Raw genomic sequence first — 24,718 nt, 5'->3', positions numbered from 1 at the left:
GACGGCGGCCTTGAGCGGACGGTTTAGCATCGACGCATGCCCCGTCTCGTCGCCGTCTGCGCCGTCCATGAATTGCATCCGGATGCCGGATCGATCGGCGTCACCGCGATCGACAAGCGTCCCGTCGACGGAGCCGTACGCGTCGGCAAGCTCGGCGTCCGCGCAGACGTGCAGGCCAGCCGTAAGCACCACGGCGGACCCGACAAGGCCGTGTACGCCTACGCGCAGGACGACGCGTCGTTCTGGGAGGGCGAGCTCGGCCGCGAACTGCACCCCGGGTGGTTCGGCGAGAACCTGCGGGTCGAGGGGCTCGACGTCAACGGCGCCCGTATCGGGGAGATCTGGCGCATCGGCGACACCGTCGAGGTGGAGGTGACGATGCCCCGCACGCCGTGCGCGACCTTCGCGCGCTGGGTGGGCGGATCCGCCTCGCGGGGATGGGTCAGACGCTTCTCCGACGAGGGACGCCTCGGCGCCTACCTGCGCGTGCGCCGCGCCGGCGAGGTGCGGGCGGGGGATGCCATCGAGGTGCTGTCATCTCCCGCGGATGCGCCGACGGTGCTCGAGGTCTACCGCAGCTGAGGGCTGCCCTGCCGATCATGCGCTGTGCGCGACGGCGGGGCTTTTTGCCGGCACACCCTGGGCTGGCTGTGTGATCGCGGGCCGTTCCGCCTCGCCGGTGGCGCGAGACTGCAACTCGCTGACGAGTCCGCTGCAGGCTGACGCCGGATTGTCAGCGAGATGCAGTCTCGATGCTCGAGGGGCGCTCGTATGGTGGACGCCGACGCGTGCGGCGGGGGACCGGGGCGCGGCATCCGGAAACGACGAACGCCCCGGCGTGAGAGCCGGGGCGTTCGAGGGATGACGAGGCGTCAGCTCTTGGACTGGCCGTACGAGCCGAGCTGCTTCGTGGCCTCGACGACGCGGACGGCCATAGCCGACTCGGCGACCTTGCCCCACGCGCGCGGGTCGTACTGCTTCTTGTTGCCGACCTCGCCGTCGAGCTTGAGCACGCCCTCGTAGTTCGAGAACATGTAGCCCGCGATCGAGCGCGTGAAGGCGTACTGGGTGTCGGTGTCGATGTTCATCTTCACGACGCCGTTGGCGACCGCGAGGGCGATCTCTTCGTCGGTCGAGCCGCTGCCGCCGTGGAAGACGAGGTCGAGGGGCTTGGGGCCGGTGCCGAACTTGGCGGCGATGCCCTCCTGGATCTCGCCGAGCAGCTCGGGGCGGAGCTTGACGCCACCGGGCTTGTACACGCCGTGCACGTTGCCGAAGGTGAGGGCCGAGATGTAGCGGCCGTTCTCGCCGAGGCCGAGGCGCTCGACGGCCTTGGTCACGTCGGCGACCGTGGTGTACAGGGCCTCGTTCGAGCCCTCGTGCTGCACGCCGTCTTCTTCGCCGCCGACCACGCCGACCTCGATTTCGAGGATGGCGTTGATGTTCTTCATGCGGGGGAGGAGCTCTGCGGCGATGTCGATGTTCTCGTCGAGGGGAACGGCCGAGCCGTCCCACATGTGCGACTGGAAGATCGGGTTGCGGCCCGCCTTGACCTCTTCTTCGGAGGCCTCGAGCAGCGGCAGGACGAAGCCGGGCAGGGCGTCCTTGGGGCAGTGGTCGGTGTGCAGCGCGACCGTGATCGGGTAGTTCTTCGCGACCTCGGTCACGTACTTGGCGAAGGCGAGGGCGCCGGTGGCGCGGGCCTTGACGGTGTGGCCGGCGAAGTAGTCGGCACCGCCGGTGGTGACCTGCAGGATGCCGTCGGAGCCGGCCTCGGTCAGGCCCTGGAGCACCGAGTTGATGGTCTGCGAGCTCGAGACGTTGATCGCGGGATACGCGAAGCCGCCGGCCTTCGCGCGGTCCAGCATGTCGGCGTACTGCTCAGGGGAAGCGACGGGCATGGAGGTGCTCCTTGGTCGTTGTCGGGACAACGGTCACTCTAGCGAAGCCGCCCGATCGTGACGGTGCGGGCGCGGCAGGAACGCGGCACTTCTGCTGTTTCGTTAAGAACCGCGATTCCTTCGTTGCACATGCGCTCAAAACCGGGGATTGTCCTCCCTCGGCTGGATACAGTGACCCCATGGTGAGCCTGACTGCCGACATGAGCCCTTTGCACCCCGACCGCAACCTGGCTCTGGAGTTGGTGAGGGCGACGGAGGCTGCATCCATCCGTGCCGTCCCCTTCATCGGTCGAGGCGACAAGGAGGCCGCCGACGGTGCGGCCGTCGACGCGATGCGCGCGTTCTTCAGCACCGTCAACTTCGACGGCACGATCGTCATTGGAGAGGGCGAGAAGGACAACGCCCCCATGCTCTACAACGGGGAGCGCGTCGGCAGCGGTCGCGGACCCCAGTGCGACGTGGCCGTCGACCCGATCGACGGCACCTCGCTCACGGCCGCGGGCCGCCAGAACGCCCTTTCGGTCATCGCCGTGTCGGACCAGGGCACGATGCTCGACGCCTCGAGCGTCTTCTACATGGACAAGCTCGTCACCGGTCCCGCGGGTGTGGGCGTCGTCGACATCCGCCTCCCGATCGGGGAGAACATCCGCCTGCTCGCGAAGGCCCTCGGTAAGCCGGTCGACGAGCTGGTCGTCTCGGTGCTGAACCGCCCGCGCCACGAGAAGCTGATCGCCGACATCCGTGAAGCCGGGGCCGGTACGCGCCTGATGAGCGACGGCGACGTCGCCGGTGGCATCAACGCCGCCCGCCACAACGCCCGCACCGACATGTGCGTCGGCATCGGCGGAAGCCCCGAGGGCATCGTCACCGCGTGCGCGATCAAGGCGCTGGGTGGCCACATCCAGGGTGTGCTCGCCCCGCGGACCGACGACGAGAAGGAGAAGGGTCGGGATGCCGGCCTCGACGTCGACGGCCAGGTGTATGAGGCCGATGGCCTGGTGAAGGGCAAGAACACGATCTTCGTCGCCACGGGCGTGACCGACGGTCAGCTCGTGCAGGGAGTCCGTCGCGATGGCGACTTCATCTACACCGAGAGCGTCGTGCTGCGCGGTGCCTCGGGAACCCTCCGCCGCATCTCGTCGGAGCACCTGACCTCGAAGTGGCTGTGACGCCGCGCGGCTGAACGCGGGCGCACGTGCGCCGCTCAGGGTTGCGGCGTTCCCTCGCGAGACTGCATCTCGCTGACAAGTCGGTTGCACGCTGCACCGGTCTCGTCAGCGAGATGCAGTCTCGTGGTTTGAGGGGTGCGGGGGCGGGCCTCGACACGAAGCCGGGCGAGGCGCGCGGTCGTCGCCTCGACGTGCAGATACAGCCGGGCGTGTCGTGACGCAAGTGTGACCGGGGTCAAAGGGCTCGTCTGGCAGAATCTCAAGGAGTGTCAACGGCGACGCTGTGTTCTTCCGAGACCCGAAGGGGGATCGTCCATGGCAGCAGCTCCGACGAATCAGGCCGCACCTCAGACAGGTGCACAGGCGGTCATCGCCAGCGCAGTCGACCCTGCGCGTCGCCCCGATGTGCTTCTCCGCGTTCGCCGCGACGAGGGCCACGAGGTCAGCGCGTGGTGGATGGTCGGCGCCTTCGTCGGTGTGTCCGCGGCCGTGGTCAGCCTGCTGAGCTGGGTTCCCGGCGGGTCTTGAGCCTCACCGTGGGTGAGCACTGCGGCTCGCCCCTCTGCGTCACCGCGACCCTCACTGGTCTCCTTCCAGTCCGGCGCGCTCCCGCACCGACCCGAGGTCTGCGCGGACACCGGCGCGACGGTCTCGGTCATCCGCGAACCGCGCTGACGGTTGGTCGTCGTCGAGATCGATCATCTCGGGGGCCGTCCATCGCCGCGGCGTCGCATCGAGCGCGGCCGGGGCCGCCACCGCGTCGAGCTTCGTCTCGTCGATGCCGGGGAACTTGCGCGCCGTGACGAGCACGCGCGACTCGAGGGATCCGGCGAAACGGTTGTAGCTGTCGACCGTCTTCTCGATCGCGCGACGGAGATCGTTCGCGTGACCCGCCAGCACCCCCACCCGCTCGTACAGTTCGGTGCCGAGGGTGAAGAGCGTGCGGGCCTCGTCGGAGACGTCTTGCTGCGTCCACGTGAACGCCACCGTCTTGAGCACCGCCCACAAGTTCACCGGGGAGGCGAGGGCGACGCGCCGCGTGAAGGCGTAGTCGAGCAGCGTCGGGTCTTCGTCGAGCGCGGAGGCGAGCAGCGACTCGCTCGGCAGGAAGCAGACCACGAACTCGGGGCTCGTCGTCAGCCCCGACCAGTACGCCTTCTTCGCGAGGGCGTCGACGTGCGCGCGCACGGCCTTCGCGTGCTTCGCGAGCAGACCGGAACGGCGGATGCCCTCGTCGCCGTTCGCCGTGACCGGGATCGCGCTCGCCTGCAGGTACGCGTCGAGGGGCACCTTGGCATCCACCGCCAGCGCCTTGCCCCCGGGCAGTCGCACGACCATGTCGGGTCGACCGGCGCCCGCGTCGCTCGAGATCGAGGACTGCAGGTCGAAATCGACGTAGCGGGTGAGACCGGCGGCCTCGACGACGCGGCGCAGCTGTGTCTCGCCCCACACTCCGCGGGTCGTTCCCGAGCGCATGGCGGAGGCGAGGGACTCCGTCGTCGCGCGCAGGGCCTCGTCGGCCTCGCGCGAGAGGCGCAGCTGCTCGCCGAGCGCGGTGTACTGCTCGACGCGGTCGCGCTCGAGACCGTCAACCTTGCGCTGCATCGCGTCGAGGGTCTCGCGCACGGGGTCGAGGGCGCGCAGCACCGTCTGCTCGCGCCGTTCGCGCTCTTCTCGCGCGGCCTGGTCGGCCCGGGATTGCCCCGCCAGCTCGCGGTACAGAATCACCTGGTGGTCGAGCTGCGCCCTCAGGCCGGCACCCTCGGCCTCTGCGGCGGCCACCCGCGCCGACAGCGCCTGCTGCGCGGTCGCGTCGCGAGCCGCCGCGCGCGAGGTCGCGACGAACCAGCCGCCCGCGGCGCCGACGGCGAGGGCGATGATCACGAGGATGAGGGCGATGGCGTCCATAGGGTCAGCATGCACCAGACCTCCGACATCGCCGGAAAGACGGGCCGAAACGGCTCAGGCGACCGCGCGCTCGGCCGGCTCGACGGCGATCTGCGACACCCGCACGCCGAGATGCGCGGCGAGGGCGAAGACGTCGTCCGCACCCGCGCGCCGGGCGCAGTCGATCGTGATCTCCGCGCACGCGACCGCATCGGCGAGGGCGTCGTGGTGGGCGAACGGCGAGCAGCCGGCCTCGGCGGCCACGAGCGGGAGGCGGTACGACGCGAGCGAGTAGGTCTTGCGCGACATCTGCACGCTGCACAGGTAGCGGTACGGCGGGCACTCGTCGCCCGTCGCCGCGCACGCGCGACGCAGCACCGACATGTCGAAACCGGCGTTGTGGGCCACGAGCACGTCGGAACCGGCGAACGCGGTGAGGCGCTCCAGCTGCTCCGACCACCCCGGCGCGTGCATCACGTCGGCGGGCTGGATGCCGTGGATGCCGATGTTGATCGGCGCGAAGTGGTCGTGACCGGCGGGAGGCTTGATCAGCCAGGCGGCGGTGGCGACGACGCGGCCGCCCCGGACCCGGGTGAGACCCACGGCACACGCGGACGCACCACTGGAGTTCGCCGTTTCGAAATCGATCGCGGTGAAGTCCAGAGCCACGCCTCCACCCTCACCCGGCCCGGCGTCGAGCCGAGGAGGCGCGCCGGGGTCGGCGGCATCCGGGATCGCTCGAAAAGACTCCGGATGCCATGTCGGAGGGTCGGCGTAGGGTCGGGGCCATGAGCGATCAGGCGAAATCGACCTCGTTCGGACAGGCGGCCTCCGCCTATGAGTCGGGGCGCCCGGGCTACCCCGCCGAGGCGGTCGCGTGGCTGCTGGAACGGGTGCGCGAACCGGGGCGCGGTCTGCGCGTGGCCGACGTCGGTGCCGGAACGGGCAAGCTGACGCGCTCCGTCGTCGAGCTCGGTGCCGACGTCGTGGCCGTCGATCCGGATGCCGACATGCTCGCGACCCTGCGGGAGAACGCACGAGGAGTGCCCACCTTCGTCGGAACGGCCGAGAGCCTGCCGCTGCCCGATTCCGCCCTCGACGCCGTCGTCATGGGGCAGGCGTGGCACTGGGTCGACGTCGAGCCGGCCTCCCGCGAGGTCGCGCGTGTGCTGCGCAGCGGGGGAGAGCTGGGGCTCATCTGGAACATCCGCGACGACAGCGTCGACTGGGTGAAACGGCTGACGGCGGCGATGGGCGGTTCGAACGCCGAGGTGCTCCTGGCGACGACTGGACCGCGCGTGGCCGAGCCCTTCGAGGGGCTGGAGCACCGCGAGTGGCGCTGGGACCGGCAGATCACCCTGCCGCAGTTGCGCGACCTCGTCGGCTCGCGCAGCGACGTCATCACGGCCAGCCCCGAGAAGCGGGCGGGAATCGACGCCGCGGTCGACGGGGTCGTGGCATCCGTGCCGGGACTCGCCGACGGCGGGGCGGTCGCGCTGCCGTACGTCACCCACGCGTTCCGCACGCGGCGACACTGACGCGGTGAGGAGTCTCTCAGCCGGGTAACCTGGACTCCCGTGGCTCTTACCATCGGAATCGTCGGCCTTCCCAATGTCGGAAAGTCGACCCTCTTCAACGCTCTGACCAAGAACTCGGTGCTCGCGGCGAACTACCCGTTCGCCACCATCGAGCCCAACGTCGGGGTCGTGAACCTTCCCGATGTGCGCCTGCAGAAGCTCGCCGATGTGTTCGGCAGCGAGCGGCTCGTGCCCGCTGCGGTGTCGTTCGTCGATATCGCCGGCATCGTCCGCGGCGCGAGCGAGGGCGAGGGCCTCGGCAACCAGTTCCTCGCGAACATCCGTGAAGCGGATGCCATCGCGCAGGTCGTGCGCGGATTCGCCGACGACGACGTCGTGCACGTCGACGGTTCGGTCAACCCGGCGAACGACATGGAGACCATCAACGCCGAACTGCAGCTCGCCGACCTCCAGACGCTCGAGAAGGCGATCACCCGGTACGAGAAGGAGGTCAAGGGCAAAAAGCTCGACCCCTCGGTGCTCGAGGCCGCCAAGGCCGCGCAGGACGCCCTTCAGCGTGGCGTGCTGCTGTCGGCATCCGGAATTGACCTCTCGCCGATCCGCGAGCTCGGGTTGCTCACCGCCAAGCCGTTCATCTTCGTCTTCAACGTCGACGAGGCCGTGCTCACCGACCCGTCTCGGAAGGACGAACTCGCCGCGCTGGTCGCCCCCGCGAAGGCCGTGTTCCTCGACGCGAAGATCGAGTCGGAACTGATCGACCTCGACCCCGAGGACGCCGCCGAGCTGCTCGCGTCGACCGGTCAGGACGAGTCGGGCCTCGACCAGCTCGCCCGCATCGGGTTCGCCACGCTGGGCCTGCAGACCTACCTCACCGCGGGTCCCAAGGAAGCGCGCGCGTGGACGATCCCGCAGGGCGCGAAGGCGCCGCAGGCGGCCGGTGTGATCCACACCGACTTCGAGAAGGGCTTCATCAAGGCCGAGGTCATCTCGTTCGACGACCTCGTCGAGCTCGGCTCGGTCGCCGAGGCCCGTGCGAAGGGCAAGGCCCGCCTCGAAGGCAAGGACTACGTCATGCAGGACGGCGACGTGGTGGAGTTCCGCTTCAACAACTGAGCGGGTCGAGAGGAACGGTCGGGTGAGTTGCGACGGGATCCGACGGGACGCGGAGCGACGCGTCGCAGAGCTTCGGGCTCGGCTCATCGAGTGGGACGTTCTCGGGGTCTATGCCGACGACGACGGACCGGGTGATGAGAACGAGTACGACGATCTGATCGCGCCGATTATGCGTTGGCTCGGGGCTGGTGACGATGCCCCTCTCCTCAGTGCGCGCATCGTGACTCTCTTGCGCGACGATTATGGTCTCGACATTCCGCACAAAGATGCGGCGTCGCCGTTCGCTTCTTCGCTCGTCCGATGGTGGCGGGAGGCCAACTCGAATATGGACACGGCGCCGTCTATGAGCCCTGCGGCAGGGCCGCGGCGGCGCGGAGATCCGGTGAATTCGTGAACGATATTCGCACGTTGAAGATCGCGCAGTTCGTGTGCCTCCCCGTGTGGATTGGCGCAATGTTCGCCGTGTTCGCCGCACCCGCTGAGGGGCGGTTGATCTGGCTCGTTCTGTGGATCATCGCGGCGATCGTGTTCTTCGTCGCGTTCTGGCGCGCCATGTGGCTCGCCGCTGATCCCCTGCGCGGCCGGCGCCGCGGCGATCAGTAGTGGTAGCGAGCCTGCAGGATCGTCACTCGAGCGTCGTCAGCGACGTAGACGAGCCGGTTCGCCTCATCGATGCGTCGTGACCACGCTCCCGCCAGCGCGTGCTTCAACGGCTCGGGTTTGCCGATCCCGTCGAAGGGATCGTCACGCAGAACGTCGGCGATGAGCAGGTTGATCCGGCGAAGGGTTTTGCGGTCCTGGGTCTGCCAGTAGAGGTAGTCCTCCCACGCGCCGCTGGTCCACGCGAGGAGACGTTCGCTCACGGTTCGACGAGCTCGTGCGACTCGACGTCTCCGGCGCGCGCGTCCTGGAGCGCGCTCAGAAGTCGACGAGCGTTCTCGGGGGATCGGAGAAGGTAGCTCGTCTCGATGAGAGAGTCGTATTCGTCTTTCGACATCAGCACCGCCGAGCCTCGCTTCGAGGTGATCTCGATTTCCGAGTGGTCGAGGTTCACCCGCTCGATGAGGCCGAAGAGGTCGCGTCGCGCCTCGCTCGTGGTGATCGCCATCAGTCCTCCAAGTGGTACAGGATATGGTACCACTTGGCTCTCGGTCGTGCCACGCCGCGCGCCCATCGAGCAAGGGTCCGACGGCGATGTCGGAGCCATGCCACGCCGCCCGGCCGTCCGGGAAGAGTACGACGGTGATGTCGGTGCCCCTGCCTACACTGCTGGCATGGCCCAGATCGACGCCCGCGTCGCGAACGTCCCGTCCGGGTGGGTGCTTCCGCTCGCCTCGAAGAAGCGGCTGCAGCTCCTGCCGGCCGAGATGTTCAACCGCACCTTCGACCGCGCACCCGACGAGTGGCTGCACGTCGCCCCGCTCAAGCGCCCACCGCTCTTCCTGACCGTCGTGTGCGGGCTGATCGCCGCCGGGGCGGGCTGGGTGACCTGGGCCGTGCTCGCGCAGGCGGGCACGACCCCCTCGATGCAGGGACCGATTCCGTACGTGATCGCGGTGGTCTTCGGCATCCTGGGTCTGTTCTTCCTGCTGTCGTTCGTCAACCTCGTCTTCGCCGCGCGTAGCCGCTCGTCGTGGGGCAACCGTCAGTGCGTCGCCGTGGGCCGCAGCGGAGTGGCCGTGCGTTTCCAGGGCGCGTCGGTCGACATTCCTTGGGCTGAGGTGACGGCGATCCGCGCCACGACGACCAACGACAGGGGCGTGCAGCAGGCGCGACCGGTCAAGATCCCGATCCTGCGCATCGAGCGCGACACCGGCGACGGCACGCGGGGCGTCGTCGGGGACTGGAAGATCGCGACGTTCGCCCTGGATGCCGCGCCCCGGGCCACCTATGCGGCTCTGCACTACTACTGGACGCATCCGTCGGCCCGCGGCGAACTGGGAACGACCGTGGCGCAGCAGCGCATCGACGGTTTCGCGGGATTCGCACCGACGACGGTCGGCTGAACCCCGCCGTCAGCCGAGGGCTCGGCGGGCACGAGCGAATGCCCCCGACCTTTCAGCCGCGCCCGGCGGACACGCGCGAACGCCCCCGACCTTTCGGCCGGGGGCGTTCGCGTCGTGGATCAGCCCCCGATGGGGGTGGGGTTCGTCGGGTTCGGGGGGACGGGGAGCGACCCGTTGATGCGGTTCTGCGCCTGGCACTGGCTGGTGCAGTTGGTCGCACCCGCGGAGAGCTCGATCGCATCCTCGCCCAGCACGCCGCCCATGCGGCCGCCCGAGGCGACGGTCCACTTCGTGACGGTCGCATCCTGGTAGGTCTTCGTGGCGACCTGCGGGCTGTCCTTGCCCAGCAGCATCTGGTGCGCGCCCGGGCCGGAGGTCACGGCATCCACCCCGTTTCCGAAGTTGATCTTGCCGGTGTACTGGTTGACGAAGTAGAAGAGTCCGGGGCCGAGTGTGTGCACGAGTTCGACCGGGGCGGCGAACTCGGGCTCCATCTGGAAGATGCCGCCCTGCGCGCCGTCCTTCGCCTGGATCTTCAGCTTGCCGCCGGCGGTGGTGAAGATCGCCACCAGGGAGTCGTCGCGCACCTCGAGGCTCGACAGCCGGGCGCCGCTGCGCTGGGCGGCCGTGAGGGTCGGGACCTTCGAGGCGAACACGACGGTGGGGCTCGTGACCATGCGCTGCGTGTCGGGAGCGCCCGTGAGGGTGTAGTCGTAGACGCCGAGCGTGGCGGGGTCGATCGTGAAGCGGTTGTTCGTGCCGCTGACGGTGATGCGGCCCGAGACGGCGACGTCCTTGAGCTTCGCGTCCTTGCCGGGTGCGGGGTTGTAGGTGGTGCCGTTCACGGTGACGGCGTAGTCGCCGCCGACCGAGGTCGTCTTCGCCTGCGCGGCGGCGGGGAAGAGGAGACCGGATGCCGCGACCAGGGCGGCCGCGACGATCGCGGTGGTACGGGTCAGGGTCGAACGGGGGGAGGTGCTGCTGCTCATGAGGGCCTCGTTTCGTCGGTTGAGCTGCTCCCACCGTCGCGGCCGGCGCCCGGACCGGGCAATGCGACCTTGGTAGTACGACCATCGTCCGATGGCCCGGCCGTGCGCTTTCGCGAACAGTGGACAGCGTTCCCCGCACTGCGGGTGAAAATGGGCGAAAGGACGGATGACATGAAGAAGCGGATCCTTGTCGGAGCGGGAGCTCTGCTGATAGCCGCCGCACCCGCGGCGATCGGGTTGTGGGGCAATGCGTCGTTCGCCGAATCGGTGCCCGTGCCGGTGCCCTCGCTCGCCCAGGTGCTCGCGCCGACGCCCTCGCCCTCGGCATCCGTCGACGATCATGGCGGAGACGTTCCGCGCGACCAGCGGGTCGAGCCCGGCGACGACCGCGATGGCGGCGCCACCTCGACCGATGACTCCGCTCCCGGCGGCGACGGCTCTCACGGCAGCGACGACGGTGCGGCGGTGACGACTCCCGAAGACGCCGGTGGCGACGCCCCGCGCGACACGCGCGTCGAACCCGGCGATGACAGAGCCGTGCAGGGCACGGGTGATTCGACGCAATCCCGCACCGACGACAGCGGCCGCGCTGGGAGCGGCGGCACGGACGATGGCGGCACAAGCGGACACGGCGGCGACCGCCACGGGGGAGACGACTGAGTGGCATCCGACCCCTCCGCTCCGTCGTGGGAGGTGCTCGTCACGGCGCGCCCCTCTCGGACACTCCCGCGCACCCTGTCGACCCGTGCCGTGCTGCTGCGCCTCGCCGCGGGGCTGGCCGCCGTGCTGGTGGCCGTCGCAGCGCTCGCCGGGTTCGGCGCGCAGTGGCTGGCGGAGCGCGAGGCGGTCAACGATGCCGCGCAGGTGACCAACGTGCTCGCGGACGCCGTCGTGCGGCCCGCGCTCAGTGACGCGCTCGCCGCGGGAGACCCGGCCGCCGTCGCTGCCTTCGACGTGACCGTGCGGTCGCAGATCCTCGGCGACGACGTCATCCGGGTGAAGATCTGGAGCCCCGAGGGGCGCGTGCTCTACGCCGACGAGCCGCAGTTGATCGGCCGCACCTTCGAGCTCGACGAGGCCCAGCGCGCGGCCCTCACGACCCCCTCGACCCGTGCGGCGGTGTCGGACCTGTCGGAGGACGAGAACGAGTTCGAGAGCGGGTCGCGCCTGCTCGAGGTCTACCGTCCGGTGTGGTCGGCGAGCGGGCAGCAGCTGCTGTTCGAGGTCTACTACCCCTATGAGCCCGTCGCGGCGCGCTCAGCGGAGCTGTGGCGCGGATTCACCGGCGTGACGACGAGCAGTCTGCTGCTGCTCGCGGTGCTCACCGCCCCGATCGTCTGGACGCTTCTGCGGCAACTCCGCCGGGCCGAGACGCGACGCAGCGAACTGCTGCAGCGGGCGGTGGATGCGTCGGATGCCGAACGCCGACGCATCGCGGGCAGCCTGCACGACGGCCCGGTGCAGGAACTCGTCGCCACCAGCTACGGCGCCGAGAGCGCGGCCGTCGAGGCCGACCGCCGCGGCGAGGAGGCCGGGGCGTCGCGCCTGCGCGAGGTGGCGGCGGCGGTCCGCGGGAACGTGCGCGTGCTGCGCTCGCTGCTGGTCGACATCTACCCCGAGAGCCTGGGCGCGTCCGGTCTCGCCTCCGCCCTGCACGACCTCGCGGCGACGGCCCGCACGCGAGGAGCCGACGTCGTGCTCGACCTGCGGATGCCCGTGGACGAACTGCCGGAGGAGCACGAGCGCCTGCTGTACCGGGTCGTGCAGGAGGCATTGCGCAACGCCGTGACCCACGCGGCTCCCTGCCGCGTCGTGATCACCGTGGCCGCGGAGGACGCCGGCACCGTGCTGACGGTCGCCGACGACGGCCGGGGGTTCGACATGGCGACCCTGCACCGCTCACCCGTCGAGGGGCACCTCGGCACGCGCGTTCTGCGCGACCTCGCCACCGATGCCGGCGCCGAGCTCGCCCTCGCCACCGCTCCCGGTCACGGCACGGCGTGGCGCGTGACCCTTCCCCCGCACGATCGCCCCCGGGAGTCCGAATGATCCGCGTCCTCGTCGTCGACGACCACTCGATGGTGCGGGAGGGACTCGCCTCGGTGCTCGCCGCGGACGGTGACATCGTGGTGTCCGCCACCGCGGCGAACGGCGCGGAGGCCGTCGCGCTCGTCGGCACGACCGAGGTCGACGTCGTCGTCATGGACGTGTCGATGCCGGTCATGGACGGGATCGCGGCGACGCGTGCCGTGCGGGCGGAGCATCCCAGCATCCGCGTGCTGGTGCTGACCTCGTTCGGCGACCGCGACCAGGTCCGTCGGGCGATCGCCGCCGGCGCCACGGGGTATCAGCTCAAGGACGCCGAGCCCGCCGACCTGCGCTCCGCCGTGCGATCCGTCGCGGAGGGCCACACGCCGCTCGACGCCCGCGTCGCCGGCGCTCTGCTTCCGGATGCCGCGGCACCGGGCAACGGCCTCAGCGCGCGCGAGGAGGAGGTGCTGCGGCTCGTCGCGAACGGCCTCGCGAACAAGCAGGTGGCCACGGCGCTCGGCATCTCGGAGCGGACCGTGAAGGCGCATCTGGGCAACGTCTTCCGGCAGATCGGCGTCGCCGACCGCACGAGCGCCGCTCTGTGGGCGCGGGATCACCTGAGGTCGTGAGCGACGATCACGCGCGCTCGGCGTAGACCACCCGGTTGTCGACGTACGAACCCGCATCGCGATCGAACACCCCGCCGCAGGTGATGAGCCTCAGCTCGTCTTTCGCGGTGGCGCCGAAGGCACGGGCGGTGGGGAAAGCCGACTTGGGGTAGTCGGCCGTTTCGGTGACGCGGTAGACGTGGGCGGTGCCGCCGTCGTCGTATACCTCGATGACGTCGCCCACGACCACGTTCTCGAGGTCCACGAACACCGCAGGACCGGTGGGCGAGTCGACGTGGGCGGCGATGACGGTCGGGCCGGTTCCGCCGGGACGTCCGCCGCTGGTGAACCATCCCACCTCGTCGTAGTCGGCCGGGACCTCCATGCTCCCGTCCGCGGCGATCCCGAGGTCGATCAGCTCTTCGTCGAGGGAGAGCGCTGGGATGACGACGCGGGAGGGCGCAGGGGGAGCCGGAGCCGCGGGTGCGGCCGCTGCGGCTTCGGGCGTGGACGCCGGTGGGGCGGGGGACGCCGGTGGGACGATGGATGCGGGAGATGCCGGGGCGGCTGCCGGGGATGCGGCGGTGCATCCCGCGTAGGCCAGCACGCCGACGAGCGCGAGCACGCACGCGGCACGCAGGGTCCGCCCTGTCCGGGCGATCCGCCGCGCGCCGCGCCGTGCGTCGGTCACTTCGCGTCGGCCGCGCGTCGACGCTGGACGACGAAGACGGATGCGGCGACGAGGCCGAGTCCGCCGGCGGCGGCCGCGATGCCCCAACCGCTGGCGTCGGTCGCCGCAGCGCCTCCGGCCCCGGTGTCGACTCCGCCGACGGGGATCGACGTCAGCTGGCCGCGGACCACTCCGGCTGCGAAGTCGACCGTGTGCGAATCGCCCGTGAACCCGGCGGGGTTCGCTTCGATCTGCTTGAGCGAGAAGCCCGTGCCGGTGTCGGCGCCGTTCGTGACGACACCGGTGGTGAAGGGCCCCTGCAGGCATCCCGACGAGGTGCGCGGTCCGTCGCCGACCGGCTCCGGATTCGGGAAGGCGATTCGCGGCGGGCCGGGCTTGCCGACGGCGGCTTCGTGGATGTGCGTCGCCGTCTTGGCGGGGCTCTGGTAGTCGCCGCTGACGCCCTCGAGGCGGATGTCGTAGCAGATGATCTCCTCGTCCGAATTGATGCGGAACGTGAAGGTGCCGGTCGCGCCGCTCTGCCCCGGTGCGGCGACCCCGTCGTTGTTGATCACCTGATCGGGGGTCGCCATGACCGTGAACGCACTCGTGAATTCGGCCGGTTCCGACACCTCCGTCTCGGCGAACGCGGGGGAACCGACGGCCAGCAGAGCGACACCGGCCAGGGCGCCGATCGTCAGTGGGCGGGCGTACGTCTTCTTCGTCATCGTCGTGCCTTTCGATCGGGACGCGGAACGTCCGGTGGCAGAGGTGTACGACCGCGAGTGCTTCGGCGTTCATTGGGGCCGAGAATTCGTCCGGCGATGAACGCGGGCCGCCGCGCCGACGTATACCTCACAGGGCCGCCGCTTCGGCGACCGTTAATCTCGGAGGGGCGGCGCGCATGACGGGGTCGACCGGGCGAAGCAGGGAGAGGCGCATGCACGCATCTCGGCCACGTCCGGCGGGAGCGGGATTCGACCTGCGCCGGGCCTTCGACGACAACGCCAACGCCCTGCTCGGCTTCGCCGTCAACGCCCTCCGAGACCGTCCGCTTGCGGAGGACTGCGTGCAGGAGACGTTTCTCCGCGCGTGGCGAGCGCGCGATCGGTTCGACGCCCAGGGCGCCTCCGAGCGCACCTGGTTGTTCGCGATCGCGCGCAACGTCATCGTCGATGCGCTCCGCGCTCGCGCCCGCCTCCCGCTGATCGGCGATCACGCCGAGCTCGAGAGCCGCGCGGCGGAGGCGATCGATCCCCTCGAGCGTCTGCGCATGCTGGAGGCGCTGTCGGTCCTCACGGAGGCGCACCGCACCGCCGTCGTCGCCGTCCACCTGCACGGTCGCACCTATCAGGAGCTCTCGGATGCCACGGGCGTGCCCGTCGCGACCTGGCGCACCCGCACGTTCCACGCACTCCGCGCCCTCAGGACGCACCTCGAAGAGATGGAGGAGCCCGATGCGCACTCCCGATGACCACTGGGCCGAACTGGCCGCGGCCGCGCTCGCTGGCGAGCTGACCGCGGCGGAGAGCGCCGAGTTCGACGATCTCCGCCGAGCCGATCCTGCTCGCGCGGAGGAATACGCCTCGCTGCAGGCGCTCGCCGGGCGCCTGCGTCAGGGCGATCTCACCTGGACGGCTCCGCGCGACGCCGACGACCTGTGGGAGGGGATCCAGGGTGCGGTCGACGGCGAGGTCTCGCCCAAGGTCGACCTCGTTCCGGATGCCGCGGCGGCACGCCGACGCCGGCGATGGGTCACGCCGCTGACCGCCGCGGCGTGTCTCGTCGTCGGGGTGGTCATCGGGGTCAGCGGAGCCGGTGCGTTCACCTCGACAGTGCCGTCCGGTCCGCCCGGGACCCTGGGGCGGTCGAGCAGATCGCGGTGAGCGACGACGTCGGCGGCGTCGACGTCTCGGCGGAGGTCGTGGCGCACACGTAGGGCACCGAGGCGTACCTCGAGGCGTCCGGACTCGACGTCGGAGCGACCTACGAACTGGTGTTCGTGGGCGTCGACGGCACGGAGTTCAGCGCCGGAGAGGTGCTCGGTTCGGACGTGCCCATCGTGTGCCGCATGAATGCGGCGGTGCTCCGCGGCGACGCGGCGCGGATGGAACTCCGCGACACGGGCGACGCGGTCATCGCGCACGCGGAACTTCCCGCCGTCTGACCCGTGATGTCGCGGGTCGTGCGCCTCAGCCCAGCTCTCCGGGGTGGGTGAGGCGCCACCACAGTGTCGGCTCCTCGATCGCGCCCGAGATCTTCACGCTCGACGAGGTCGATCGGGGTCCGGCGGTCCACGAGACGCTGCCCACGACCTCGCCGTCGGCGTAGTTCTGCGGTGTCGTGGTCTTCAGGTCGACCGCGATCGGGGTGTCCGACCACGTGCGCACCTCGCTCGTCTGGGCGAGGACGAGCGAGGCCTTCGCTCCCCACGGCGTCGAGATCGAGCCGATGGTGTCGCCGACCGTGCCGACGGTGACGTCGTGGAACCCGTCCGCGACCCCCTCCAGCATGCGTCGGACGTCGTCGTCGGTGCTGTCGTGCGTCTCGCCGCCCATGCGCACTCCGGTGATCTGCAGGGGCGTGCCGACGCCGACGTCGAGGCGGGAGGTGAAGAGCAGATTGAACGTGCCGTCGCCGAGATTGCCGGTCTTGAGCCCCGTGACTCCGAGGGTGCCGAGCAGGTCGTTGGTGTTGGTGACGTATCCGGGACCGGGCACGTCGATCGAGCCGGTGGCGGCGATGGCGGCGACGGCGGGATTCGCCGCGGCGAGACGCGCGAGGGCGAGCAGATCGCTCGGCGTGCTGGTGTTGCGGGAGTCGAGCCCCGTGGCATCCACGATGCGGGTGTTGGTCAACCCGTTCGCGCTCAACCACGTGCGGGCGGCCTGCACGTAGGCGCCCTCCGAGCCGAAGCCCCACCGCGCGAGGGCGACGGCGTAGTTGGCGGCCGAGGGGAGCAGCATCGTCGCCAGCGCGTCGTGCTGCGACATGCGCGTGCCGTCGGGCATGCGGGCGACGACGGCGTCCTGCACGTAGAACTGGTCGTACAGATCGGTGTCGGCCTTGGTGAACGAGATCGTGGGACCGGGGTCGTCAGCGCTCGCGAGCGGGTGCGCATCGAGCACGACCAGCGCCGTGATCAGCTTCGCGACGCTGGCGATGGAGCGGGAGTCGTCGCCACCGGTCGAGGCGAAGACGTTCGCGGCGTCGGGCCCGAGGAAGGCGTCGCCGCCCTCGACCCGCAGCAGAGCGGCACCGGCCGCGGGCATGGGCACGGACGCGGCTGCCCCGGGGGTCACCGCGGGAGCCTGCGAGGTGACGGTGGGAGCGGGCAGCGCCGCCGTCGAGGCCCACCACACGTACCCGCCGGAGCCGGCGAGGAGCAGCAGGATCACCCCGAGGAACGACAGGGCGACGATCTTGCCCGCGGGGCCGGGAGGCGTCGGCTCCGGGGGAGCGTCATCGAGGAGGTCGGCGAAATCCGAGAGCGTGTGAGACGTGGTCATGAGCGGTCACGGACGATCGTGATGGCTGCTTCCCCCCGGTGCATTCTCTGAACCTAACCCGCCGCAGTGCCTCACGGCGAGATGAATATCAAGCCCCCCTCGCGGGTGAAGGTCGGCGACTTACTGTGTACGCACATCGGGAGATTCCCGAAGACCACAGGGAGGAGCCGACATGGGACTCGACGACAAGATCAAGAACGCCGCGGAAAACATCGCTGGCAAGGCGAAGGAAGCCACTGGCAAGGCGACGGACAACGAGCGCCTCGAGGCCGAAGGTCAGGCTGACCAGACCAAGGCCCACGCCAAGCAGGCCGGCGAGAACGTCAAGGACGCCTTCAAGTAAGTCGCCCTCCCCGAAGTGCCCTCATCCCTCGCGGATGGGGGCACTTCGTCTTTTCGGACGACATCGCGCCGACGATGTCGGCTCTCGCCACGGCGTGGCCGCGTGGCGGGCCGCAGCGGGACCGACCGGGATAATGGCGACATGACCGCTGTCGTTCCCATCGAGACGCCTACGCTCGTCTCGGGCACCCCCGTCGTCCTCCGCGCCCACGGCTACGAAGCCGCAATCGCGAGCGTGGGCGCTTCCCTCCGCTCCCTCACCTTCGAGGGGCGCGACCTGGTCGTTCCCTTCGCCGCCGACGAACTGCGTCCCGCCTACCGCGGCACGACGCTCGCGCCGTGGCCGAACCGCGTGGTCGACGGCATCCACCACTTCGACGGCGTCGAGCACCAGCTGCCCCTCACCGAGCCGAACCGCGGCCACGCCCTGCACGGACTGCTGTCGTGGGTCGACTGGAACGTGCGCGAGGCGACCGATGACTCCGTCACCCTCGTCGCCACGATCACCGCGCAGGCCGGCTACCCGTGGTGGGTCGTCGTCTCGACGACGTTCTCGCTGGATGCCGACGGCCTCACGCAGACCGTGCGAGCCACGAACCTGTCGGACACCCCCGCCCCGTGGGGCACCGGACCGCACCCATACCTCGTCGCGGGACCGGCGACCCTCGACGAGTGGACGCTCGGTCTGCCGGCCGACACCGTGCTCGAGGTGACGCCCGACCGTCTGGCGCCGGTGGCACTGGCATCCGTCACCTCCGACGCCGAGCGATTCGACTTCCGCGAACCGCGAGTGCTCGGCGCCGTCGAGATCGACCACGCCTACACGGGCCTGATCCCGGATGCCGGCGCCCGCACGACCGTCACGCTCACCGACCCGTCGGGCACGGGCGTGGCCATGAACTGGGGCACGGACTGCCCGTGGGTGCAGATCCACACCGCAGACCTCCCGGCCGGTCCCGGCACGCCCGGACACCGCGCCGGTCTCGCCGTGGAACCGATGACGTGCGCGCCCGATGCGTTCAACGACGACGCGTACGACTTCGCCACCGGTGTCGTCTCGCTCGACCCTGGTGCCTCGCACGAGGCCGGCTGGACCGTCTCGGCCCGCTGAGCCCCCGAACGACAGAACCGCCCCGGAGTGATCCGAGGCGGTTCTGTCGTTCAGGCGGTCAGACGACCTGGGCGCCGCACATGCCGCAGTCGCCGCCGACCGAAACCTCGACGAAGCAGTCGGGGCACATCGTGCGCGTCGGGCGGTCGGTGATCAGCATCGGCTTCGAGCTCGGGGTGCGACGCTCCTTCGGGGCGGACGCGGCACGCGCGCGTCGGGCCTCGATGGTCGGCGCGGGCGGCGGCGGGGGAGCGGCCGGCTTGTGCGCCTCACAGTAGAAGCGGACGAAGCCGCCGTGGTGCTTGGGGTGCTGGTGCTTCACCGCCCACAGCTCGGTGCGGTCGTACAGGGGGCCGTCGGCACCGCACGCGACGCAGCGGGTGGCTTCGCCCGGAACGACGTCGGCGACCAGCACGGGGACATCGAAGCGGATGGCATCGCGCCAGTCCTGCGACGAGACGATCTTCATGGGGGACCCTTCTTCGGGCGGTTCGGGCCGCCTCACCTTCAACGGTACGCTCCCGGCCGCCCGTCGGGGGACGCGATCGTGCGCGGATGGGGTGGACAGCGGCCGGAGCCCCCCGGATAGGTTGGAGGCAATTCCCCCGTGCTGCCGTCGGCGGCACCCGTCGAAGGAGAAGCATGGAACTCGCCGCTCTCGGAGCAGTCGGACTGATCGCCGTCGTCGTCGTGGTGGTCGCGATCGTCGTGATCCTGGTCCTGGCCCTCGTCGTCCGCGGCTGGTACCGCGTCGCCAAGGCCGACGAAGCCCTGGTCATCGTCGGAAAGCGGCAGAAGGGCGCCGACGGTGAGTCGTCGCGCATCACGGTGATCACCGGCGGGGGAGCGATCGTCAACCCGCTCACCCAGCGCGGCGAGATGATCTCGCTGCGGGCCCGTCAGATCAAGATGGAGCCCACCGCGCAGTCGTCGAACGGCGTCACGGTCAACGTCAGCGGTGTGGCCCTGGTGAAGATCGGGTCCGACCCGGAACAGGTGCGTCGCGCGGCCGAGCGTTTCGCCTCGCAGGACAAGGCGATCGAGCAGTTCACGACCGAGCAGCTCGAGGGTGCGCTGCGGGGCGTCGTCGCGACGCTGACCGTCGAGGAGCTGATGCGCGATCGTCAGCGCCTGTCGGACCAGATCGCCGAGGGCATCAAGGGCGACCTGTCGTCGCAGGGCCTCATCCTCGACTCGTTCCAGATCCAGGGCGTCACCGACAGCAACGGCTACATCTCGGCGCTCGGTGCCACCGAGGTCGAGCGCGTGAAGCGCGAGGCCGAGGTCGCCCGCATCAACGCCGTGCGCGAGATCCGCGCCCGCCAGATCGCCACCGACGAGGCCAACCTGATCGAGCAGACCAAGCTCGACAAGAACAGCGCCGCGGCCAAGGCCGAGGTCGGCCGCGCCAACGCCGAGGCCGAGCAGGCCGAAGCCCTCGCCCGCGCCGAGCGCCGCCAGGCGGTGCTCGAGCAGGAGGCCCAGAACACGCAGGCGCGCCTCGAGTCCGAGGTCAACCGCGTCGCCGACGCCGACCTGTACCAGCGCCAGAAGGACGCCGACGCCGACTCGTACGCGCAGATCAAGGCCGCCCAGGCCCGCGCGCAGATCGCCGAGCAGGAAGCCGCCGCCGTGCGCGTGCGCGCCGAAGCCGACGCGCAGTCGGTGCGCCTCGCCGGTGAGGCCCGTGCCGAGGCGATCCGCGCCGAGGCCGAGGCCCTCTCGCACAACCAGGAGGCCCTGCTGGCCCAGCGCGCCCTCGAGTCGCTGGTGCCGATGATGGCGGAGTTCGCCAAGGGCTACGACCGCGTCGGGAACATCACCGTGCTCGGCGGCGAGGGGGCCAGCGGTCACCTCGCGACCGAGTCGGCGACGGGCCTGCGTTCGTCGTTCGAGGCCGTGAAGGCCGCCACCGGCATCGACCTGACGCAGATCATCCAGGGCCGCGCGATGGCCGACGCCTTCGCCGAGTCGACGCAGCGGCCCGCCGCCACCGGCACCACGCCCGCGTCTCCGGCGCCGTCGACCGCCCCCACGGCATCCGAGCCCGGAGCCTGAGAGCAGCGCCGACATGCCCGAGGCACCCGAGGTCGAGGCGCTCGCGCCGTTCCTGCGCGAGCGCCTCCGCGGTCACGAGGTCGTCGGGGTCGACCTCGTCGAAGGGCGGGCGCTCAAGACGCGTGCCCGTCCCCTCGACGAACTGATCGGCCGGCGCGTGACCGCAGTCACGCGGTTCGGCAAGCACATCGACCTCGACCTCGACGGGGTGCACCTCGCGCTCGGCTTCGGCCGGGCGGGATGGGCGACCTGGCAGGACGCGGGGGCCGCAGCGGTCGACTCCACGGCCGCGGTGATCGCGCGGATCGCGTTCGATCACGGCATCCTGGGCATCACCGACGCCGGTGAATGGCTCTCGGTGCAATTGCACGTGGTCGACGCCGCCGATGAGGTGCCCGCGGTGGCGAAGCTGGGTCCGGATGCCGCGGACCCGGCGTTCTCGCGCGAGATGCTCGTGACCGCGCTCGGCGGTCGGCGCAAGCAGCTGAAGGCCCTGCTGCAGGAGCAGGAGACGCTGGCCGGGATCGGCAACGCGTACTCCGACGAGATCCTGTTCGCGGCGCGGCTGGACCCGACGGCGCATGCGGCGAGCCTGAGCGCCGACGAGATCACCCGGCTGCACGCAGCCCTTCACGACACCCTGACCGCGGCCGTGCTCGCGCGACGAGGAGTGCCGATCGCCGAGCAGAAGGCCGCGAAGGTTGCCGCGATGCAGGTGCACGGGCGCACGGGCGAGCCGTGCCCCGGGTGCGCCGGCGTGGTCGAGGACATCCCCGGCACCAAGGGCGGCGGGCAGTGGTGCCCCGCGTGCCAGTCTTCCTCTGCGTGAGGGGTGGAGAACTGTCGCCTGGCGCGTGCCTCGGCCCCGCCTGCCCGTCTTCCCGCGCGTGAGGGGGTCGACAACTGTCGCCTGGCGCACGCCCCCCCCCCCCCCCCCCCCCCCCCCCCCCCCTGCCCGTCTTCCCGCGCGTGAGGGGTCGAAAGGTGTCGCCTGGCGCACTCCTCGGCGACACTTTTTGACCCCTCACGCGAGTGAGGGCCCCGGACCGGAGTCCGGGGCCCTCGTCAACGGGGGAGCTCAGGCCGTCTGGCCGGAGTGCTTCCCCTCGGCGACCTCTTCGACGAGCTTCGCGTTGAACGCGGGCAGGTCGTCGGGGTTGCGGCTCGAGACCAGGCCCTGGTCGACGTGCACCTCTTCGTCGACCCACGTGGCGCCGGCGTTGCGCAGGTCGGTCTGCAGCGTCGGGTAGCTGGTGAGCGTGCGGCCCTTCAGCACGTCGGCCTCGGTGAGGATCCATCCGCCGTGGCAGATGACAGCGACCGGCTTGTGCTGGTCGAAGAAGCCGCGGGTGAACGACACGGCGTCCTTCACGATGCGGATGTCGTCGGCGTTCTGCACGCCGCCGGGGAGCACGAGGGCATCGAAGTCGCCCGCAGAGGCACCGGAGACCGAGAGGTCGACCTTCTGCTCGTGACCCTTCTCGCCGCTGATGCTGCCGTCGTTCGGCGAGACGAGCACGGCCTCCGCGCCGGCGGAGGTCACGGCCTCCCACGGGCTGGTGAGCTCGCTGTCTTCGAATCCGTCGGTGGCCAGGAACGCGATGCGCTTTCCGCTCAGATCGGTCATGTCGAACGCCTCTCTTGTTGTCGATCGGGGGTGATACCACGCTAGGAACGGCCGCCGTGGGCGAGACGGGGGTTGCGGATGCCGCGGGGCGGCGGTAGTCCCGCGCGGCGGCCCTCGCGCTCTCGCGCAGGCGTAGGATCGAGCGCATGTCCGGTGAACCCACGTCCGACACGGCCCTCGCATCCAAGCCGCTCATCACGCTGCTGAATGCACCCGCTGTCGAGACCGACGACGACAAGCCCTCCGCTTCGCAGTGCTGCGGCGGCGGTTCCTGCTCGATCTGATCCGGCGCTGACGCGCCGGCGGAGCCGCGGAGGGTCGCGCTCCCTCGTGCGGACGGTGCGGCTTTCGCGTGCGCGCGGCGACGCCTTATTCGACCCGCGTCGCTTTCGTCGTACTGGCGGCGCCGCTTCCGCATCCCAGGGGCGACATCGAGACGGGTCTGTGCCCGCCTCGTATACGCCTCACTGCGAGGTGAGCAGCGCGCTGGCCCGGTCTGGCTCCGCTTCCCTGCGCGCTGAGCCGCTCACCGGCCTCTTCCGCCGCGGCCTCGGTTCCGCCTCAGTGCGCGATGACCGGAGCGCCTGCTTCCTCCGCCTCCGCGGGCTTGCGGACGAAGCACGCGAGGACGACCGCTGCGGTGGCGATGACCGCGCCGACGAGGAACGACACGTGCACACCCGACGCGACGGCGCCGGGCTGATCGGCGCCGCCGGCGAGGGCGGTGCTCGAGAACACGGTCATGATCGCGACGAAGCCAGCGGTGCCTGCGGCTCCTGCGACCTGCTGCGCGGTGCCCACCACGGCACTGCCGTGCGAGTAGAGCCGGCGGGGGAGTGAGCCCAGCGCCGAGGTCATCAGCGGGGTGAAGACGAGGCCCAGTCCGAGATTCAGCCCGAGGTACACGGTGACGATCCACCAGATGGGAGTGCTCTGGTCGAAGGTGAGTGCCATCGTCCACAACACCGCGGCCGCGATGACCATTCCGGGGATGACGAGGGGGGTCGGCCCGAAACGGTCGAAGAGGCGGCCGACGATCGGCGCCATGACACCCATGAGCACGCCGCCCGGAAGCAGCATGAGGCCGACGGTGAGGCTGGAGAGGCCGAGCGCCTGCTGCAGGAAGATGGGCAGCAGGATGAGCGAGCCGAACAGCGCGGCCATGACGATCGCGACCAGCGGGACCGCGAGCCGGAACGACGGGCTCTGGAACACGCGGAGGTCGAGCAGGGCGGCATCCGAGCGCTGCAGGCGCAGCTGACGGATCACGAAGACGGTGACGAAGACCGCCCCGACGGCGAGGGGGATCCACACCGGAACGGACGCATGTCCGGATGCCGATTCTCCGATCGCGCTGAGGCCGTAGACCAGACCGCCGAAGCCGATCGCCGACAGGATCACGGAGAGCACGTCGAATCGTGCGTCGGGGCGGGTCTGGGTGACGTTGCGGACCCACCGAGCGCCGAGCGCGATGGCCACGAGGGCGATAGGCAGGATGAGCCAGAAGATCGCGTGCCAGGTGAGCGCGGACAGGATGAGGCCGGAGACGGTCGGACCGACCGCGGGTGCGACGGCGATGACGATCGTGACGACGCCCATGACGCGGCCGCGCTTGTTCGCGGGGACCAGGTTCAACACGGTGGTGAACAGCAGAGGCATCATCACGCCCGTGCCCATCGCCTGGATGATGCGACCCACCAGCAGCACCCCGAACGCCGGTGCGATCGCGGCCACGAGCGTGCCCACCGCGAACACTCCCATCGCGGCGAAGAAGACGTTGCGGATCGGGAAGCGCTCGAGGAGGAAGCCGGTCAGGGGGATGACGACGGCCATCGTCAGCAGGAACGCCGAGGTCAACCACTGACCGGTCGCGGCGCTCACGCCGAAGTCGGCCATGATCGCGGGGAGCGCCACCGACATCGTCGTCTCGTTGAGGATGACGACGAATGCGGCGACGACCAGCAGGGCGATCACCGGGCCGGAGCGGTGTGACGGGGCCTCCGAAGCGGGCGCGGAGTTCGGCCGGGAGACGGGGACGGTGCCGGTGGTGGCCATGACGAGGTCCTTTTCGAGACGGGGGGCTTCGTGGCGCCACGCGGGCGACTGCAGGGAAGGCAACGGCGGCCGCCGGCGGGATATTCCGGCATCGAGACATTTCT

At 70.4% G+C, this 24,718-nt stretch carries 29 protein-coding genes; 17 read left to right on the top strand and 12 right to left on the bottom strand.

Annotated elements, in window-relative coordinates; translation table 11 throughout:
• Positions 1 to 36 precede the first annotated feature (36 nt).
• Entirely contained in the window at positions 37 to 582 is a 546-nt protein-coding gene (locus tag LPW41_RS11490) for an MOSC domain-containing protein (RefSeq protein WP_154096345.1), read from the top strand.
• A 290-nt stretch (positions 583 to 872) separates the two neighbouring features.
• Here the strand turns inward: LPW41_RS11490 and fbaA are convergent, their stop codons facing one another.
• On the bottom strand, positions 873 to 1,901 hold the full coding sequence (gene fbaA, locus LPW41_RS11485) for a class II fructose-bisphosphate aldolase (RefSeq protein WP_144785501.1): 1,029 nt from the start codon (positions 1,899 to 1,901) through the stop codon (positions 873 to 875).
• 179 nt (positions 1,902 to 2,080) lie between these two features.
• On the opposite strand from fbaA, the gene glpX reads away from it, so the two are divergent.
• Positions 2,081 to 3,070 (top strand): class II fructose-bisphosphatase, encoded by a 990-nt coding sequence (glpX, locus tag LPW41_RS11480; protein ID WP_144835263.1) that lies wholly within the window; start codon positions 2,081 to 2,083, stop codon positions 3,068 to 3,070.
• Between the two features lie 579 nt (positions 3,071 to 3,649).
• Here the strand turns inward: glpX and LPW41_RS11475 are convergent.
• Both LPW41_RS11475 and LPW41_RS11470 read right to left on the bottom strand, forming a co-directional pair.
• The gene (locus tag LPW41_RS11475; RefSeq protein ID WP_230704876.1) at positions 3,650 to 4,978 is read right to left on the bottom strand and encodes a DNA recombination protein RmuC; all 1,329 of its coding nucleotides are present in this window, start codon (positions 4,976 to 4,978) and stop codon (positions 3,650 to 3,652) included.
• A 54-nt stretch (positions 4,979 to 5,032) separates the two neighbouring features.
• Positions 5,033 to 5,626: a 3'-5' exonuclease gene (locus LPW41_RS11470; RefSeq protein WP_230704875.1), complete on the bottom strand. Its 594-nt coding sequence runs from the start codon at positions 5,624 to 5,626 to the stop codon at positions 5,033 to 5,035.
• A 119-nt stretch (positions 5,627 to 5,745) separates the two neighbouring features.
• Here LPW41_RS11470 and LPW41_RS11465 point away from each other — a divergent pair, with 119 nt between their 5' ends.
• The 3 genes from LPW41_RS11465 (at position 5,746) to LPW41_RS11455 (ending at position 8,211) form a co-directional block, all read left to right on the top strand.
• Positions 5,746 to 6,495, top strand: coding sequence for a class I SAM-dependent methyltransferase (locus LPW41_RS11465; protein ID WP_230704874.1), 750 nt, complete (start codon positions 5,746 to 5,748; stop codon positions 6,493 to 6,495).
• Positions 6,496 to 6,534: 39 nt separating this feature from the next.
• The gene (gene ychF / locus LPW41_RS11460; protein ID WP_230704873.1) at positions 6,535 to 7,608 is read left to right on the top strand and encodes a redox-regulated ATPase YchF; all 1,074 of its coding nucleotides are present in this window, start codon (positions 6,535 to 6,537) and stop codon (positions 7,606 to 7,608) included.
• Positions 7,609 to 7,998: 390 nt separating this feature from the next.
• Positions 7,999 to 8,211: a hypothetical protein gene (locus LPW41_RS11455; protein ID WP_144835249.1), complete on the top strand. Its 213-nt coding sequence runs from the start codon at positions 7,999 to 8,001 to the stop codon at positions 8,209 to 8,211.
• Here the strand turns inward: LPW41_RS11455 and LPW41_RS11450 are convergent.
• Together LPW41_RS11450 and LPW41_RS11445 are read right to left on the bottom strand one after the other, a co-directional pair.
• A complete protein-coding gene (locus LPW41_RS11450; protein WP_154096351.1) occupies positions 8,205 to 8,471 on the bottom strand; it encodes a Txe/YoeB family addiction module toxin in 267 nt (88 codons plus the stop codon). The two genes, LPW41_RS11455 and LPW41_RS11450, sit on opposite strands and share 7 nt — an antisense overlap.
• Complete coding sequence (locus LPW41_RS11445) at positions 8,468 to 8,716, bottom strand: type II toxin-antitoxin system Phd/YefM family antitoxin (RefSeq protein WP_144835245.1); 249 nt, start codon at positions 8,714 to 8,716, stop codon at positions 8,468 to 8,470. The genes LPW41_RS11450 and LPW41_RS11445 overlap by 4 nt, the downstream gene beginning before the upstream one ends.
• A 166-nt stretch (positions 8,717 to 8,882) precedes the next feature.
• Here LPW41_RS11445 and LPW41_RS11440 point away from each other — a divergent pair, with 166 nt between their 5' ends.
• Positions 8,883 to 9,614 carry a hypothetical protein gene (locus tag LPW41_RS11440; protein ID WP_230704872.1) on the top strand — a complete coding sequence of 244 codons (732 nt, stop codon included), beginning with the start codon at positions 8,883 to 8,885 and terminating at the stop codon, positions 9,612 to 9,614.
• 119 nt (positions 9,615 to 9,733) lie between these two features.
• Here LPW41_RS11440 and LPW41_RS11435 read toward each other — a convergent pair whose 3' ends face one another.
• Positions 9,734 to 10,603: a hypothetical protein gene (locus tag LPW41_RS11435; protein ID WP_144835242.1), complete on the bottom strand. Its 870-nt coding sequence runs from the start codon at positions 10,601 to 10,603 to the stop codon at positions 9,734 to 9,736.
• 171 nt (positions 10,604 to 10,774) lie between these two features.
• On the opposite strand from LPW41_RS11435, the gene LPW41_RS11430 reads away from it, so the two are divergent.
• The 3 genes from LPW41_RS11430 to LPW41_RS11420 are packed head-to-tail and all read left to right on the top strand — an operon-like array spanning position 10,775 to position 13,263.
• Complete coding sequence (locus LPW41_RS11430) at positions 10,775 to 11,263, top strand: hypothetical protein (RefSeq protein WP_144835240.1); 489 nt, start codon at positions 10,775 to 10,777, stop codon at positions 11,261 to 11,263.
• Positions 11,264 to 12,652, top strand: coding sequence for a sensor histidine kinase (locus tag LPW41_RS11425; protein WP_144835238.1), 1,389 nt, complete (start codon positions 11,264 to 11,266; stop codon positions 12,650 to 12,652).
• Complete coding sequence (locus LPW41_RS11420) at positions 12,649 to 13,263, top strand: response regulator transcription factor (protein WP_230704871.1); 615 nt, start codon at positions 12,649 to 12,651, stop codon at positions 13,261 to 13,263. Before LPW41_RS11425 ends, LPW41_RS11420 begins: the two co-directional genes overlap by 4 nt.
• Positions 13,264 to 13,270: 7 nt before the next feature.
• Here LPW41_RS11420 and LPW41_RS11415 read toward each other — a convergent pair whose 3' ends face one another.
• Entirely contained in the window at positions 13,271 to 13,933 is a 663-nt protein-coding gene (locus LPW41_RS11415; protein WP_230704870.1) for a class F sortase, read from the bottom strand.
• Positions 13,930 to 14,640 (bottom strand): CHRD domain-containing protein, encoded by a 711-nt coding sequence (locus tag LPW41_RS11410; protein ID WP_144835233.1) that lies wholly within the window; start codon positions 14,638 to 14,640, stop codon positions 13,930 to 13,932. The genes LPW41_RS11415 and LPW41_RS11410 overlap by 4 nt, the downstream gene beginning before the upstream one ends.
• Before the next feature lie 212 nt (positions 14,641 to 14,852).
• On the opposite strand from LPW41_RS11410, the gene LPW41_RS11405 reads away from it, so the two are divergent.
• From LPW41_RS11405 to LPW41_RS11395, 3 genes are all read left to right on the top strand, one after another.
• Positions 14,853 to 15,386: an RNA polymerase sigma factor gene (locus LPW41_RS11405; RefSeq protein WP_144835231.1), complete on the top strand. Its 534-nt coding sequence runs from the start codon at positions 14,853 to 14,855 to the stop codon at positions 15,384 to 15,386.
• Positions 15,370 to 15,798 (top strand): hypothetical protein, encoded by a 429-nt coding sequence (locus LPW41_RS11400; protein WP_230704869.1) that lies wholly within the window; start codon positions 15,370 to 15,372, stop codon positions 15,796 to 15,798. The genes LPW41_RS11405 and LPW41_RS11400 overlap by 17 nt, the downstream gene beginning before the upstream one ends.
• 116 nt (positions 15,799 to 15,914) lie before the next feature.
• Positions 15,915 to 16,079, top strand: coding sequence for a hypothetical protein (locus LPW41_RS11395; protein WP_230704868.1), 165 nt, complete (start codon positions 15,915 to 15,917; stop codon positions 16,077 to 16,079).
• Positions 16,080 to 16,104: 25 nt separating this feature from the next.
• Here the strand turns inward: LPW41_RS11395 and LPW41_RS11390 are convergent, their stop codons facing one another.
• A complete protein-coding gene (locus tag LPW41_RS11390; RefSeq protein WP_230704867.1) occupies positions 16,105 to 17,421 on the bottom strand; it encodes a D-alanyl-D-alanine carboxypeptidase family protein in 1,317 nt (438 codons plus the stop codon).
• 172 nt (positions 17,422 to 17,593) lie between these two features.
• Between LPW41_RS11390 and LPW41_RS11385 the strand changes: the two genes are divergently transcribed.
• Positions 17,594 to 17,764, top strand: coding sequence for a CsbD family protein (locus LPW41_RS11385; protein WP_074697048.1), 171 nt, complete (start codon positions 17,594 to 17,596; stop codon positions 17,762 to 17,764).
• 141 nt (positions 17,765 to 17,905) lie between these two features.
• The gene (locus LPW41_RS11380) at positions 17,906 to 18,874 is read left to right on the top strand and encodes an aldose 1-epimerase family protein (protein WP_230704866.1); all 969 of its coding nucleotides are present in this window, start codon (positions 17,906 to 17,908) and stop codon (positions 18,872 to 18,874) included.
• A gap of 58 nt (positions 18,875 to 18,932) precedes the next feature.
• Here the strand turns inward: LPW41_RS11380 and LPW41_RS11375 are convergent, their stop codons facing one another.
• On the bottom strand, positions 18,933 to 19,343 hold the full coding sequence (locus LPW41_RS11375) for a glucose-6-phosphate dehydrogenase (protein WP_144835224.1): 411 nt from the start codon (positions 19,341 to 19,343) through the stop codon (positions 18,933 to 18,935).
• Between the two features lie 173 nt (positions 19,344 to 19,516).
• Between LPW41_RS11375 and LPW41_RS11370 the strand changes: the two genes are divergently transcribed.
• The gene (locus LPW41_RS11370) at positions 19,517 to 20,932 is read left to right on the top strand and encodes a flotillin family protein (protein ID WP_144835222.1); all 1,416 of its coding nucleotides are present in this window, start codon (positions 19,517 to 19,519) and stop codon (positions 20,930 to 20,932) included.
• A gap of 13 nt (positions 20,933 to 20,945) precedes the next feature.
• Positions 20,946 to 21,761, top strand: coding sequence for a DNA-formamidopyrimidine glycosylase family protein (locus tag LPW41_RS11365; RefSeq protein WP_230704865.1), 816 nt, complete (start codon positions 20,946 to 20,948; stop codon positions 21,759 to 21,761).
• A 249-nt stretch (positions 21,762 to 22,010) separates the two neighbouring features.
• Here the strand turns inward: LPW41_RS11365 and LPW41_RS11360 are convergent, their stop codons facing one another.
• On the bottom strand, positions 22,011 to 22,559 hold the full coding sequence (locus tag LPW41_RS11360) for a type 1 glutamine amidotransferase domain-containing protein (RefSeq protein ID WP_144835217.1): 549 nt from the start codon (positions 22,557 to 22,559) through the stop codon (positions 22,011 to 22,013).
• 146 nt (positions 22,560 to 22,705) lie between these two features.
• Between LPW41_RS11360 and LPW41_RS11355 the strand changes: the two genes are divergently transcribed.
• A complete protein-coding gene (locus LPW41_RS11355; protein WP_230704864.1) occupies positions 22,706 to 22,843 on the top strand; it encodes a hypothetical protein in 138 nt (45 codons plus the stop codon).
• A gap of 277 nt (positions 22,844 to 23,120) precedes the next feature.
• Here the strand turns inward: LPW41_RS11355 and LPW41_RS11350 are convergent, their stop codons facing one another.
• Positions 23,121 to 24,614 carry an MDR family MFS transporter gene (locus LPW41_RS11350; protein WP_230704863.1) on the bottom strand — a complete coding sequence of 498 codons (1,494 nt, stop codon included), beginning with the start codon at positions 24,612 to 24,614 and terminating at the stop codon, positions 23,121 to 23,123.
• Positions 24,615 to 24,718 lie beyond the last annotated feature (104 nt).

The organism is Microbacterium sp. JC 701 (assembly GCF_021026215.1).
GTDB lineage: Bacteria > Actinomycetota > Actinomycetes > Actinomycetales > Microbacteriaceae > Microbacterium > Microbacterium algihabitans.
The sequence above is the reverse complement of the archived record's forward strand: the minus strand, read 5'-3'. Positions and strand labels throughout refer to the sequence as shown.